Source organism: Vibrio sp. MED222, from assembly GCF_000153005.1.
Classification (GTDB): domain Bacteria; phylum Pseudomonadota; class Gammaproteobacteria; order Enterobacterales; family Vibrionaceae; genus Vibrio; species Vibrio tasmaniensis_A.
The window spans coordinates 24,190-39,199 of the sequence record NZ_AAND01000028.1 but is presented as its reverse complement, the minus strand read 5'-3'; the positions used below and the strand labels follow the sequence as shown (position 1 = coordinate 39,199).

10 protein-coding genes are annotated in these 15,010 nt (G+C 46.6%); 8 read left to right on the top strand and 2 right to left on the bottom strand.

The genetic code is table 11. From position 1 onward, the window contains the following. The first annotated feature begins 6 nt into the window (after positions 1 to 6). Positions 7 to 1,392: a class II fumarate hydratase gene (locus tag MED222_RS00260; protein WP_032554988.1), complete on the top strand. Its 1,386-nt coding sequence runs from the start codon at positions 7 to 9 to the stop codon at positions 1,390 to 1,392. Positions 1,393 to 1,504: 112 nt separating this feature from the next. Here MED222_RS00260 and MED222_RS00265 read toward each other — a convergent pair whose 3' ends face one another. Together MED222_RS00265 and MED222_RS00270 are read right to left on the bottom strand one after the other, a co-directional pair. Beyond that, a complete protein-coding gene (locus tag MED222_RS00265; protein ID WP_032554989.1) occupies positions 1,505 to 4,936 on the bottom strand; it encodes a hybrid sensor histidine kinase/response regulator in 3,432 nt (1,143 codons plus the stop codon). Positions 4,937 to 5,053: 117 nt separating this feature from the next. After that, the gene (locus MED222_RS00270) at positions 5,054 to 6,250 is read right to left on the bottom strand and encodes a 3-phenylpropionate MFS transporter (protein WP_009844696.1); all 1,197 of its coding nucleotides are present in this window, start codon (positions 6,248 to 6,250) and stop codon (positions 5,054 to 5,056) included. 263 nt (positions 6,251 to 6,513) lie between these two features. On the opposite strand from MED222_RS00270, the gene MED222_RS00275 reads away from it, so the two are divergent. The 7 genes from MED222_RS00275 (at position 6,514) to prmA (ending at position 14,890) form a co-directional block, all read left to right on the top strand. Continuing rightward, entirely contained in the window at positions 6,514 to 8,343 is a 1,830-nt protein-coding gene (locus MED222_RS00275) for a DUF294 nucleotidyltransferase-like domain-containing protein (protein WP_009844695.1), read from the top strand. 11 nt (positions 8,344 to 8,354) lie between these two features. After that, the gene (locus MED222_RS00280) at positions 8,355 to 8,987 is read left to right on the top strand and encodes a 3'-5' exonuclease (protein WP_009844694.1); all 633 of its coding nucleotides are present in this window, start codon (positions 8,355 to 8,357) and stop codon (positions 8,985 to 8,987) included. A gap of 218 nt (positions 8,988 to 9,205) precedes the next feature. Then, positions 9,206 to 11,155: an acetate--CoA ligase gene (gene acs, locus MED222_RS00285; protein WP_009844693.1), complete on the top strand. Its 1,950-nt coding sequence runs from the start codon at positions 9,206 to 9,208 to the stop codon at positions 11,153 to 11,155. Positions 11,156 to 11,478: 323 nt separating this feature from the next. Continuing rightward, positions 11,479 to 11,928 (top strand): type II 3-dehydroquinate dehydratase, encoded by a 450-nt coding sequence (gene aroQ, locus MED222_RS00290; RefSeq protein ID WP_009844692.1) that lies wholly within the window; start codon positions 11,479 to 11,481, stop codon positions 11,926 to 11,928. 74 nt (positions 11,929 to 12,002) lie between these two features. After that, the gene (gene accB, locus MED222_RS00295; protein ID WP_004729736.1) at positions 12,003 to 12,455 is read left to right on the top strand and encodes an acetyl-CoA carboxylase biotin carboxyl carrier protein; all 453 of its coding nucleotides are present in this window, start codon (positions 12,003 to 12,005) and stop codon (positions 12,453 to 12,455) included. A 15-nt stretch (positions 12,456 to 12,470) separates the two neighbouring features. Next, positions 12,471 to 13,814, top strand: a complete 1,344-nt coding sequence (gene accC, locus MED222_RS00300; protein WP_009844691.1) for an acetyl-CoA carboxylase biotin carboxylase subunit — start codon at positions 12,471 to 12,473, stop codon at positions 13,812 to 13,814. A gap of 188 nt (positions 13,815 to 14,002) precedes the next feature. Further along, entirely contained in the window at positions 14,003 to 14,890 is an 888-nt protein-coding gene (prmA, locus tag MED222_RS00305; RefSeq protein WP_009844690.1) for a 50S ribosomal protein L11 methyltransferase, read from the top strand. The last annotated feature ends 120 nt before the right edge of the window (positions 14,891 to 15,010 follow it).

Sequence of the window (15,010 nt, the reverse complement as noted above, 5' to 3'; positions counted from 1 at the left end):
TAGAAGATGACTCTACAATTTCGGATAGAAAAAGACAGCATGGGCGAAGTGAAAGTTCCTGCCGATGCGCTATACCAAGCTCAAACTCAACGTGCCGCTGATAACTTCGCGTTTAGTTCACACAAGATGCCAGCCAGTTTCATTCAAGCACTGGCGCTGATTAAGCAGGCCGCCGCCGATACCAACGCTCAGTTAGGTTTATTAGAAGGTGATATTGCCAACGCGATAGCCGAAGCTAGCCAAGAGATCATTGAGGGTAAACACCTCGAGCAATTCCCTATTGATGTTTACCAAACCGGTTCTGGTACGAGCTCCAACATGAATGCCAACGAAGTGATTGCGACACTCGCTTCAAGAAGCCTGCAAGGAGACGTGAACCCGAATGATCACGTAAACATGGGGCAAAGCAGTAACGATGTCGTGCCGACAGCAATCCAAGTCAGTGTCGCTTTGATGGCAGAAAATAAGCTGTTGCCTGCACTTACCCACCTTTTTGCGGCGCTTACCGTAAAACAGCATGAACTTGCTGAGGTAGTCAAAACTGGCCGTACCCATCTAATGGATGCAATGCCGATTACCTTTGCTCAAGAGCTTGGTGGTTGGAAATTTCAGATTGAACATGCCAAGCAAGCGATAGAAAGCAGCTTGCCAGCAGTCAAGGCGCTTGCTCAAGGTGGTACAGCGGTAGGTACGGGGATTAATGCCGACCCACGCTTTGCCGATAAGTTTGCAAGTAACCTGTCTCAATCGACAAAGATCAGTTTTACCTCGAGTGAAAACTTCTTTTTTAACCTCAGTAGCCAAGACGCGATCGTTGCACTGTCAGGTCAGCTTAAAACTGCAGCAGTTGCGATCATGAAGATCTCAAACGATCTTCGCTGGATGAATTCAGGGCCGTTGGCTGGCTTAGGGGAAATTGAGTTGCAGGCTCTACAGCCGGGTTCATCGATCATGCCTGGCAAAGTGAACCCTGTAATTCCAGAAGCAGCTGCAATGGCGGCAGCACAAGTGATTGGCAATGACACCACCATTACGATTGCAGGCCAATCGGGTAACTTCCAATTAAATGTGATGCTGCCCGTTATTGCTCATAACGTATTAGAAAGCATAGAGTTGTTAGCAAACAGTTCAGTCGCACTGGCTGATAAAGCGATTTCTACCTTCACGGTACGCCAAGACAACCTCGATTTGGCACTGTCAAAGAATCCAATTCTGGTGACCGCACTTAACCCTGTGATTGGCTACCTAAAAGCGGCTGATATTGCCAAGAAAGCCTACAAAGAGGGCTTACCGATTCTTGATGTGGCCGAACGAGAAACGGATCTTAGCCGAGAAGAACTCAGCAAGCTGCTTGATCCAAGCACGCTGACGCAGGGCGGTATTGCGGGCTAGTTAGTTAAAAAGCGAATAGGCATTAACGATCCTTACTGAAACAAAAAAGGCCTCATCCGAGGCCTTTTTTACATCCGTTCATTAATTAGGAATTCGAGCTGATTATTCCTAATTAACTCACCCGATTTAGAACCGCTCTGAGTTTTAGCGGCTTGACGGGTTTAGCGATAAAGCTGAAGCTATTGGCTTTTATTGCTGCCAGCATGTCATCGGTTCTATCTGCACTGATAATGACCCCTTCAAAAGAATCTCCAAGACGTAAACGGCATTGTTGCAACACTTCGAGACCCGTTCGGCCATTATCGAGGCGATAATCAGAGAAAATCACATCCGGCTGCCAATCATCATCGAGACACTTCAAACTTTCGACTAAGTCGACGGCGGTCTTAACCTCACAGCCCCAACGACCAATCAAGTTCTCCATGCCGACTAAAATCTCGCGCTCATTATCGACACACAGTATTTTCAGATGTTCGATGTCACTGGTCGCCATTGGCGTCGAAGCTTGTACAACCGGAGCCACCTGCTCTGCTCTCGCTAAGGTGATGGAAAAGACGCTACCTTCTCCCGGCCATGAACGCATCGATATTTGATGACCAAGCACATGAGCAATCCCTTTCGAAATCGCCAACCCTAATCCCAACCCCTGATCGGCTCGTACTTGGCTACCTCGCGTAAACTCTTCGAAGATCTCTTGTTGCTTGTCTTCATCGATACCGGTTCCGTTATCCCACACATCAATTCGTACCTGATCATTCACTCGTCTCGCACCGAGGACCACTTTCCCTTCAGGGTTATAGCGAAACGCATTCGTTAAAAAGTTCTGAATCACTCGTCTTAATAACTTAGGGTCAGAGTGAATAAACAGTGACGATGGAATCATCTGAAACTGTATTTTTTGCTGTGTCGCTAAAGCGCTAAATTCTGCATTCAGGTTGGTCAGTACATCATGCACGGCAATCGCGTGAATGTTGGTTTCTAATTTTCCTGACTCCAATCGCGAGATATCAAGCAGGTCGCCAATCAGATCTTCAGCCGCACCCAACGCACTTTCGATATGAGAAGAAAGCTGCTTCTCCTCTTGTTCTTTTGCGACCTCAGATAGCGAAGAAGCAAACAAGCGAGCAGCATTTAATGGCTGCATCAAATCGTGACTAACAGCCGCAAGAAAACGACTCTTAGATTGTGATTCTTGGTCAGATATTTGCGTCGCCTTTACCAAACGATGGTTAAGCTTCTCGAGCTCTTGAGTTCGTTCATGGACTCTCGATTCCAAGCTTTCATTAGCATCTTTTAGCGCTTGCTCTGCTTGTCTGAAAACCGTGATATCGGTAAAGCTCATGACGAAGCCACCACTTGGCATTGGGTTACCTTGCACCTCAATCACTCGACCATCCGGACGAATACGAGATGAGGTGTGTCGCGTGCCTTGCTCAAGGTGATAAACACGGCGTCGAACGTGATCTTCTGGGTCGCCTCGGCCACACAAACCTTGCTCAGCATTGTGACGAATTACATCTGAAATGGGTCGACCCACCTGAATCAAGCCTGCAGGGAACTCAAACAGTTCTAAGTAACGTTGATTCCACGCCACCAGCCTCATTTGTTTGTCAATTACGGCAATGCCTTGACCAATATGTTCAATCGCACCTTGCAGTAAACCACGGCTGAAATCGTACAGTTCAGAGGCTTCATCAACGATGGTCGCCACTTCCTCAAGCTGCATATTTCTGCCCTGCAAGGCCGAAGTAAGTACTAACTTAGCTGAAGATGCACCGAATACACCAGCGAGCACACGTTCTGCATGTCGAATCAGGCTTGCGGGCGCTTGTTGGTTAGGAAGTAGCGGCTGCCCGTGCTGTTGCCAATAACTCTGTAAGGCACTTTTCGCACGCTTACGCCCCACAAAACGAGACGCCAGCATTTCTAATTCAGCGACCGTCACACGGCTCTGATAGAGGCTGATGTTCTCATTTTCTGGTAATGGTGTGCCAATAAAAGCAGCCGATTGTAAACGCTCACTTAGGCTTGGTCTGGTCACCATAGAAACCACGGCATAACACAAAGTATTCAGTAAAATACTCAGCACAATCCCCCAGTTTGAACTGCTGATCTCCCAACTGTTGAGCAACTCTGGTGGCGTGATAATCCACAGTAAAAGGTTACTTTCACTATCGCCCGCCAGCATACTGGTTTGGCTCATCAGGGTGATCAGCCAAATCAACGAGCCCACCATTAAGCCGACATAAACCCCCTTCCGGTTGCCCGGACGCCAGTACAAACCACCAATAAGTGCTGGCGCGAATTGAGCAATCGCCGCAAAGGAAAGAAAGCCAATCGCCGACAGTGAGTGAATGGTATCGAGCGCTTGATAGAACAGCCAAGCACCCAGTAACAGCAGTAAAATCAACCCGCGTCGAATCACCAGCAACATGCCAGAAAAATGTCGATGGGTTCTTTGAGTTAGGCGCATACGGCGCAGCAGCAATGGCATCACTAAATCATTCGATACCATGATCGCTAATGCGATGGTCGAGACAATCACCATGCCACTCGCCGCCGAAGTACCTCCGAGGAAAGCTAACAAAGCAATGTGATTCGCACCTTCTGCCATTGGTACACTGATCACGTAAGTATCAGCCGGCATGTCGGTGAGCAGCCCTTGTCCTGCCCAAGCAATTGGCAGCACAAACAGGCCCATCAAAATCAAATAAAGAGGAAACAACCAGCGAGCGGTATGCAAATCTTGAGGACGTTCGTTCTCAACCACCATGGTGTGGAATTGACGCGGCAGACAGACAATCGCCAACATGGTCAAAACGGTATGAATAATTAAGGTCGGAATATTAGGCGATTCGTAGGTGGAAGCCGCCACATCAAACAAGTCAATTTTGTCACTGCTCATCGCCAGGTAGATAATAAACAGGCCAACAATCAAGAATGCTGCAAGCTTAACGATAGATTCAAACGCCACCGCCATCATCATGCCACGGTGATGTTCTGTGTTATCAATGTGTCTTGTACCAAACAGCATGGTAAAAATGGCCAAAGCACCGACCACAAACCAAGAGACGTGATAATCCTGATAACCGAAATCAGACGCTAGGTTTGGCGCAACAATATCTAGCCCCATCGTAATACCACGCAGCTGTAGCGCGATATAAGGAAGAATACCGACCACGGCAATCACGGTGACGGCAACAGCCAAGCCCTGAGATTTTCCATAACGAGCCGCGATAAAGTCGGCAATTGAAGTGATGTGTTCACGCTTTGCAATCAGGATCAACCGCGCCAAGATCCGCCACCCGAGTGTAAAGACCAGAATGGGGGCGAGATAGATGGGTAAAAAGGACCATGGGTTATTGCTCGCCTGTCCGACCGTTCCATAGAAAGTCCAAGAGGTACAATACACTGCAATCGAAAGACTATAGATCCATGGGCGCCAACGCGATAGCCAGCGAACCTGCCTGTCTCCATACCAAGCGATCAGAAATAACACGCCCAAATAGGCTAAAGAGACTGGAATTACTATCCATCCTTGCATTAAAAACCCTTTTTCATCCATAAAAAAACCTCTCCATAAGGGAGAGGTTTCATTTAACTAAGGATGGGTCATTAACTCAATCGAATCGCTTAAATTCTGTGCTTCAGACTCTAATTATCAGCATTTGCTGTTAGATTCTAATTGTTCCGAACCTGATTGATTAATCTCAACCACTGAACTTCTCTCGTCCAACTTAATGAACAGAGCAAGAGCCCCCATCGCGGCCATACCCCAGAAGATGTTTGCCCCCCAAAGCTCATAGCCCCAACCACTTAAGGTCGTCATTAGTGCGATAACAGCCCCCAATGGGATCGCGTTATACAGAGCTTGCAGCGCGACCATTTTATTCTGTTCTTCTGATTGAATGTATTGAATGGCTGCGATATGCGCCATAGCAAACGTCACACCATGCAGCATTTGCACCATAACCAAGGCGAAAATCGCCGTTGTTGATGCGGTAATCCCCCAACGAGCCATCACACCGATTGCAGCTACCACGAATAGAGTACGCATTGACCAGCCAGAGAATAAGCGCTTACTGAGAGCAAACACAGCCACCTCAGCAACAACGCCTAGGCTCCATAAATAACCAATAATCGCTTCTGAGTGACCGGCTTCTTTCCAGTAAATCGCACTAAAACTGTAGTAAGCCGCATGGCTACCTTGCAGCAACGCCATCAAGGCCAAAAATTTAACCACAGACGACTCACGCAGTAACTCACCTAATTTTGGTCGCACTGCTTGTTTCTCAGATTGCGTTACTGGCATCACGTTAGGGTTTCTCATCGCCAACACTAACGACAACAGCACACCAACAAGCGCTGTATACAAAATCATATCAGTGCCGAACTGTGCGACTAAATAACCCACCACGGTTGAACCCGCAATAAAAGCAATCGAACCCCATAAACGAGTGCGTCCATAGTCAAGCATCTTAAGACGACTGTAATGGTTAGCCATTGCGTCAGAAAGAGGGATAACCGGCCCACAACACAGGTTAAACAATACTGTTGCCAACAGCATCAATAGAAAACTGCCTCCAGTAAAGAAGTGGAAACCAACAAATAACAATGAGGCGAAGCTCAACCAGCGCAGAGCGGGCAAAAGATTCTCTACGTTATGGATGCGCGGCGTAATCACAAGGTTAGCAACACAGCGAGTCGCAAAACCAATACCAATCAATACACCGATGTCCCCTGCAGAAACGCCTTGGTCTTCAAACCACAACGCCCAAAATGGCAAGTACACACCATACGCAAAAAAGAAACCAAGAAAATACTGAGATATCCATCCGTAAGGAGAGGGGCTAAACATAAATAACCTATAAAGTGTGCGGAAAAAGGCGGCTCCAATTATGCCTATCTAGAGTAGGATGAAAAAGGGAATTATTACTGGGATAGCATTCCTATATTCAATTAGCCTAGATATCACTTATCACTTATCACTTATCACTTATCACTTATCACTTATCACCAAGCTATATCACGTTCATCGATATCTAGTCTGCATTTAGACTAAAGTCGTCTGGAGCTTCGCTGGTATTTTGTCAGACTGATTAAAGACTCCCACTTCTTGTGATGCTTATGCCTGAAAAATTTAATATGCAGCACCCACCCTTCGATAGCCTGTCCGATACGGAACAATTGAAGCTTCGCTCTTCATTAGACGTGGTGTATTACCGCTCTCAAGAAGTGATACTGGAAGCAGATAGGCCGAGCAGACACCTGCATATCCTGATCAAAGGAGCCGTTGAAGAGCGCGCGAGCAGTGATGGTGAGATTTACGCACATTACGCCAATGACGATATTTTTGATGTGCGCAGCCAGTTTGAACCTCACACCAAACATCAATATATCGCACTCGAAGACACCTTAAGCTACCTACTGCCTACCGATGTTTTTCTCGATCTTTATCACGCCAATGGTCAATTTGCCGCCTACTTTGATAGTAACCTGTCGACACGGAAAGCTCTGATTGAGGCCGCTCAGCAGCAACAAAACCTTGCCGAGTTTATATTGACCAAAGTGGATGACTCTATTTATCACCCACCACTGATTCTTGAGCCAGGGCAACCCATCAACCAAGTCACTCAAATCCTAAAAGAGCAAGGCTTAGACTCGGCGCTGGTGCATTTAGACGACAAAGGCATAAAAGATTTTGGTTCAGGCTCCTTACCGTATGGGATCGTCACACGAACCAATTTATTGCACGCTGTAATGCTCGATAACTTCCCACAGGACGCGCCCGTTGGCGAGATTGCAACATTTCCAGTGATGCACGTAAACCAAGGGGATTTCTTATTTAATGCCATGATTACCATGACCAGAAACCGGGTAAAAAGGTTGATGGTTTGTGACGGTCTAGATGCTGTCGGCATGGTGGATATGACACAAATCCTCAGTGCATTCTCCACTCACTCTCACGTGCTCACTTTGCGTATTGCGCGATCCACCAGCATTGAAGAGCTCGCATTAGCCTCCAACAAACAACGTCAACTGGTCGAAAGCCTACTCAGTAACGGCATTCGCACGCGCTTCATCATGGAGCTAATTTCAGCCGTTAATGAACAGATAATAGAGAAAGCGTTTGAGTTGGTTATCCCACCCGCACTGCATAATCATTGCTGCCTCATCGTGTTGGGCTCCGAAGGCCGTGGAGAACAAATCCTCAAAACCGATCAAGACAACGCGCTAATAATTCAAGATGGCTTGGAGTGGCATCAATGCCAAAGTGCCATGAACGACCTCACCCACACCCTTCAACAATTGGGTTACCCACTGTGCCCGGGCAACGTGATGGTCAACAACCCGAAATGGGTGCATTCAGAACAAGAGTGGAAACAAACCCTCACCCATTGGGTAAAAAAAGCCACGCCAGACACCGTGATGGATATCGCGATCATGGCGGATGCACACGCCGTTGCGGGTAATAGAGAGTTATTAAAACCCGTAAAGCAGCACCTAAGTGATTTGATGCTCGGACAAGAATTGATTCTGACTGAATTCTGCCGACCGGCTCTGAACTTCTCAGTACCCCTCACCCTGTTTGGCAATGTTAAACAATCCAAGTCAGGGCTCGATATCAAACAAGGCGGTATTTTCCCTATCGTGCATGGTGTGAGGGCACTCTGTCTTGAGCATGGTGTCACGGTAAACAACACCTTCGAACGCATTGAACAGTTGGTCTGTAAGAAAGTGCTTGAGCAAAGTACCGCCGATAACCTTAGTGAAGCACTCAAACAGTTCTTTAAGTGGCGCTTAGCCCAAAGACTTTCTCAGCAGCACAGTAGCAACAAGATTAACGTCAAATTGATGGAGCGAGCAGACAGAGACCTGCTTCGCCATAGCTTGCATGTGGTCAAAAAATTCAAGCAATGGCTTGGCTACCACTATCAGATACGGGATTAGGCGATTGAACGATGAATAGATTGGTTCGTTATTACTGGCATCATAAACTCAAAGGCTCTACTTATCAGCCTCTGTTTACTGCGCCTGCTAATCACGAATACGTATCTCTCGATTGTGAAACCACCAGCCTCGACCCCAATCAGGCAGAATTAGTCACCATTGCTGCGACCAAGATCATCGGTAACCGAATCATTACCAGCCAACCTTTTGAAGTCCGATTGCGCGCCCCGCAATCACTCGATTGCAATTCAATAAAAATCCACCGCATTCGTCATCAAGATCTAAAGCATGGCATCGAAGAAAAACAGGCTTTAATCGAGCTACTTAACTTCATTGGAAATCGTCCTTTAGTCGGCTATCACATCCGCTATGACAAAAAGATTCTCGACCGCGCCTGTTTAAAACAGCTTGGATTTCCACTGCCTAACCGATTAGTCGAAGTGAGCCAACTCTACCAAGACAAACTCGAAAGACAGCTGCCCAATGCCTATTTTGATCTCAGTATGGACGCCATCTGTCGCCAGCTCGATTTACCTATCCCCGTCAATAAACATGATGCATTACAAGACGCTATCTCCGCCGCCCTGATCTTTGTTCGCCTGAAACATGGTGATCTGCCCCGTTTCAACTCTTCTTATTCTTAATTCAACCACTGGCGCTTCACATAGAGAGCAACATCTCAAAAATGAACTTAACTCGCTATTTTGTAAGTGAAAAGCAACGTCTCATCCTAAAGTCTAATTGTGGAAATCGCCGTCCTAGTCGAGAGTGATAACACAACGACGGTTCTGTAATAGACCTAGAAACTGAACACAAAGGAAGTTGCCAGTTCATTAGGAATGTAGGCACAAGGAGAGATGCAATGAGTGAAGCCCACGTTTATCCGGTAAAAGAAAATATTAAATCAACCACACACGCGGATAATGACACTTACCTAGCCATGTACCAGCAATCTGTTTCTGACCCTGAAGGCTTTTGGGGTGAACACGGAAAAATCGTTGATTGGATTAAACCTTTCACACAGGTAAAAAATACCTCTTTCGACCCTGGCCACATTGATATTCGCTGGTTTGAAGATGGCACGCTTAACGTTTCGGCTAACTGTATCGACCGCCACCTTGCTGAGCGCGGTGATGAAGTCGCTATCATCTGGGAAGGCGATGATCCGGCGGATGACAAAACTCTAACTTTTAATGAACTACACAAAGAAGTGTGCCTGTTTTCAAATGCTCTAAAAGAGCAAGGCGTGCGCAAAGGTGATGTAGTTTGTTTATACATGCCAATGGTTCCTGAAGCTGCGGTTGCCATGCTGGCATGTACCCGTATCGGGGCGGTTCACACAGTGGTATTTGGCGGTTTCTCCCCAGAAGCACTGTCTGGTCGTATTATCGATTCAAATTCTAAAGTCGTTATCACTGCCGATGAAGGCGTGCGTGGTGGCCGTGCGGTTCCACTGAAGAAAAATGTCGATGAAGCACTGACGAATCCTGAAGTGAAGAACATCGAAAAGGTTGTAGTATTCAAACGTACTGGCGGCGATGTTGCATGGCACGAACACCGCGATGTATGGTGGCACGATGCTATTGCTAATGTATCTGCAGATTGCCCACCAGAAGAGATGAACGCAGAAGATCCACTATTCATCCTTTATACGTCAGGCTCAACAGGCAAACCTAAGGGTGTTATGCACACTACAGGTGGTTACCTCGTTTATGCAGCAATGACCTTCAAATACGTGTTCGATTACCAAGAAGGCGAAACTTTCTGGTGTACAGCCGATGTGGGTTGGATTACCGGTCACACATACCTTGTTTACGGACCGCTTGCCAATGGTGCAAAAACCATTCTGTTTGAAGGCGTGCCGAACTACCCGAACACCAGCCGCATGAGTGAAGTGGTCGATAAGCACCAAGTTAATATTCTTTATACTGCACCAACAGCGATTCGCGCTTTGATGGCGAAAGGCAATGAAGCCGTTGAAGGCACGTCTCGTGACAGCCTAAGAATCATGGGCTCAGTGGGTGAACCTATCAACCCAGAGGCGTGGGAGTGGTACTACAAAACAATCGGTAATGAGCAGTCTCCAATTGTTGATACATGGTGGCAAACAGAAACGGGCGGAATCTTGATTGCACCGCTACCAGGCGCAACAGACCTAAAACCGGGCTCAGCGACGCGTCCATTCTTCGGTGTGCAACCGGCGCTGGTTGATAACATGGGTAACATCATTGAGGGTGCAACAGACGGCAACCTAGTGATTCTTGACTCTTGGCCAGGCCAGATGCGTACCGTTCACGGCGATCATGACCGTTTCGAACAAACTTACTTCTCGACCTTTAAAGGCATGTACTTCACCAGTGATGGTGCTCGTCGTGATGAAGACGGTTACTACTGGATTACTGGCCGTGTTGATGACGTTCTGAACGTATCAGGTCACCGTATGGGTACCGCTGAGATTGAATCGGCTCTAGTCGCATTTGATAAGATCGCAGAGGCTGCGATTGTAGGTATCCCTCATGATATTAAAGGCCAAGCGATTTACGCTTACATCACGTTGAATGATGGTGAATTCCCGACCGCAGAGCTTCATAAAGAAGTGAAAGACTGGGTACGCAAAGAGATAGGCCCAATCGCAACGCCAGATGTACTGCACTGGACCGACTCATTACCAAAAACTCGTTCAGGTAAAATCATGCGTCGTATCCTGCGTAAGATTGCCACTGGCGATACTGGCAACCTAGGCGATACGTCGACACTGGCAGACCCAAGCGTGGTCGATAAGCTGATTGCAGAGAAAGCGGAACTGGCATAAGCAACCCGTCACATTACGTAATTACTGTTTAAAACAGCTCCTTTCTAAACCGTCACCTATGTGGCGGTTTTTTTATGGCTGATCTTGATCTCAAATATCCTCGACAAAATTAAGGCTAAGGCGCTTTTTTGTTAAGTTGGTAACAATCTCACACTCTCTCAATAGGAGATTAGACCAGTAAATTGCTGCGATTTGCGCTGAATTAGCTATAATCTGGTTCTAATTTTTAAATTTGGGTTTTTCTTACTGGAAATTATCCCCAAATTTTCAATAAAATGGCAACATTCACGTTCGTAAACACGATAAAGGAAGATAGCCCCACAATGTCTACAAAGTTTCGCATTCTAGTTTTAAATGGACCAAACCTTAATCTGTTAGGCCTTAGAGAGCCTGCACACTACGGTTCTCAAACACTTGACCAGATTATTAGCTCATTGACCGAGCAAGCGAAAACACACGATGTTGAGCTATCTCACTTACAGTCAAATCGTGAGTATGAGCTGATTGAAGCTATCCATAGTGCTTATCAAAATGTTGATTTCATTATTATCAACCCAGCGGCCTTTACACATACCAGTGTGGCGTTGCGTGATGCACTACTTGGTGTTGCTATCCCATTTATTGAGGTTCACCTATCGAATGTTCACGCACGTGAACCATTCCGTCACCACTCTTACCTGTCTGATAAAGCAGAAGGTGTGATTTGTGGCTTAGGTGCCCAAGGTTATCAATTTGCTTTGACCGCTGCGCTCAACAAGCTCAACGCAAAGTAAATAAAAACAACGAACTATTACTAACCTACTCAGTCAAAGAGTAAGTTCAATCAACAGATAAAGAGAAAGAAACAATGGATATTCGCAAAATCAAGAAGCTAATCGAATTGGTTGAAGAGTCTGGTATTTCTGAGCTAGAGATCTCTGAAGGTGAAGAGTCAGTACGAATCAGTCGTAACAGCCCTGTATCTGCAGCGCCTATTCAATATGCAGCAGCTCCAGCTCCTGTAGCGGCAGCAGCACCTGCGGCGGCACCTGTAGCTGCAGAAGCGGCAGCTCCTGCAGTTCCTGCTGGTCACCAAGTTCTTTCTCCAATGGTTGGTACTTTCTACGGCGCTCCAAGCCCAGATGCAAAACCATTCGTTAAGGTTGGTCAATCTGTAACTGCTGGCGAAACGCTATGTATCGTTGAAGCAATGAAAATGATGAACCAAATCGAAGCTGATAAATCTGGTGTTGTAACGGCTATCCTAGTTGAAGACGGTCAACCAGTAGAATTCGACCAAGCTCTAGTAATTATCGAATAATAGAGAGCACTCATTATGTTAGATAAATTAGTAATCGCGAACCGTGGTGAAATTGCACTGCGTATTCTGCGAGCATGTAAAGAGCTTGGCATCAAAACGGTAGCGGTTCACTCAACAGCTGACCGCGATCTTAAGCACGTACTGCTTGCTGACGAAACCATTTGTATCGGTCCAGCTCGTGGTATCGATAGCTACCTGAACATTCCTCGTATCATCAGCGCTGCTGAAGTAACGGGTGCAGTCGCTATCCACCCTGGCTACGGCTTCCTATCTGAAAATGCAGATTTTGCAGAACAGGTAGAGCGCAGTGGTTTTATCTTCGTTGGCCCTAAAGCTGAAACCATTCGCATGATGGGTGACAAAGTGTCAGCTATCACGTCAATGAAAAAAGCGGGTGTACCTTGTGTACCAGGTTCTGACGGTCCTCTTGACGACGACGAAGCGAAAAACAAAGCGCACGCTAAGCGCATTGGTTTCCCTGTAATCATCAAGGCTTCTGGCGGCGGCGGCGGTCGTGGTATGCGTGTTGTTCGTACTGAAAAAGAACTAACAGAAGCTATCGCAATGACTCGTGCTGAAGCAAAAGCATGTTTCAATAACGACATGGTTTACATGGAAAAATTCCTAGAAAACCCACGTCACATTGAAGTACAAGTGCTTGCAGATGGTCAAGGTAATGCTATCCACCTAGGTGAGCGTGACTGTTCAATGCAGCGTCGTCACCAGAAAGTTGTGGAAGAAGCACCAGCACCAGGTATCACTGAAGAAATGCGTAAATACATCGGCGACCGTTGTACTCGTGCATGTCTTGAGATTGGTTACCGCGGCGCAGGTACATTTGAATTCCTATACGAGAACGGTGAGTTCTACTTCATTGAAATGAACACTCGCATCCAGGTTGAGCACACGATTACTGAAATGGTAACGGGTATCGATCTAGTGAAAGAGCAACTTCGCATTGCTGCTGGTCAGCCTCTATCATTCACACAGGATGATATTAAGCTGCGCGGCCACTCAATCGAATGTCGTATCAATGCAGAAGATCCGGTGCGTTTCCTACCCTCTCCGGGTAAGATCACGCGTTTCCATGCTCCAGGTGGTATGGGCGTACGTTGGGAGTCTCACATCTACACGGGTTACACAGTGCCACCACACTACGATTCAATGATTGGTAAGCTGATCACTTACGGTGAGAACCGTGATGTTGCTATCGCTCGCATGAAGAACGCATTGGGTGAAATGATTGTTGAAGGTATTAACGTTAATACTGAGCTTCAACTGTCTATTATGAACGACGAAAACTTCCAACACGGTGGGGCAAACATCCACTACCTTGAGAAGAAGCTTGGTCTACAATAGACGCTAGCCTTCCGTAATTCGTTCTCTGTAGAACAGTAATAAATGCTCACTTCGGTGGGCATTTTTGTTTGTAAATACTCGCAATAATCAATTCATCATCCCCATTATATTCCGTGGGGTTTTGGTGAATTTGCTCATATTTTCTGCTAGACTCGCCATCCAATTTTTCTCATATAGAAGATGCAGCCATGCCTTGGATTCAAATCAAGCTTAATGCTACCAATGAAAATGCCGAACAAATCGGCGACATGTTAATGGAAGAGACTGGTGCTCTTTCTGTAACTTTCCTGGATGCACAAGATACCCCTGTATTTGAGCCTCTGCCGGGCGAAACTCGCCTTTGGGGTGATACTGACATTCTCGCGCTTTACGACGCTGAGACTGACACTGGTGTCGTTCTAGCGCAGATTAAAGCAAGCAACATGTTCCCTGCAGACTTTGCTCACAAAGTAGAGCAAATTGAAGACAAGGATTGGGAACGTGAATGGATGGACAACTTCCACCCAATGAAGTTTGGTGAGCGTTTATGGATTTGCCCTAGCTGGCGCGATATCCCTGAACCTGACGCTGTAAACGTCATGCTAGACCCTGGTCTTGCATTTGGTACCGGTACTCACCCAACAACAGCATTGTGTCTTGAATGGCTTGAAGGCCTAGACCTGACAGGCAAAACCGTGATCGATTTCGGTTGTGGTTCAGGCATCCTAGCGATCGCTGCGATCAAACTTGGCGCGGCAAAAGTTATCGGGATCGACATTGATCCTCAAGCCCTGCTTGCATCAAAAGACAACGCACAACGCAATGGCGTGGCAGAGCAACTAGAAGTGTTCTTACCACAAGATCAACCGGAAGGTTTACTTGCTGACGTTGTTGTTGCCAACATTCTTGCAGGTCCACTACGCGACCTTTCTGGCATCATTAAAGGTCTAGTAAAGCCAAATGGTGTACTAGCAATGTCGGGTGTTTTAGATACACAAGCGGAAGATGTTGCAACTTATTATCGTGATGAGCTTCACATTGATCCGATCATTGAACAACAAGAATGGTGTCGAATCTCTGGTCGCAAGCAAGGCTAGGTAAGACTTTGGGCGCTAATTGATTGAAATTTAAACGAATTACAAAAACAAATTGTAAATGCTCAAATATTAGTCTTTTCACGCAGCGAAAAAATGCGTAAAATGCGCGCCCTTGCTGGT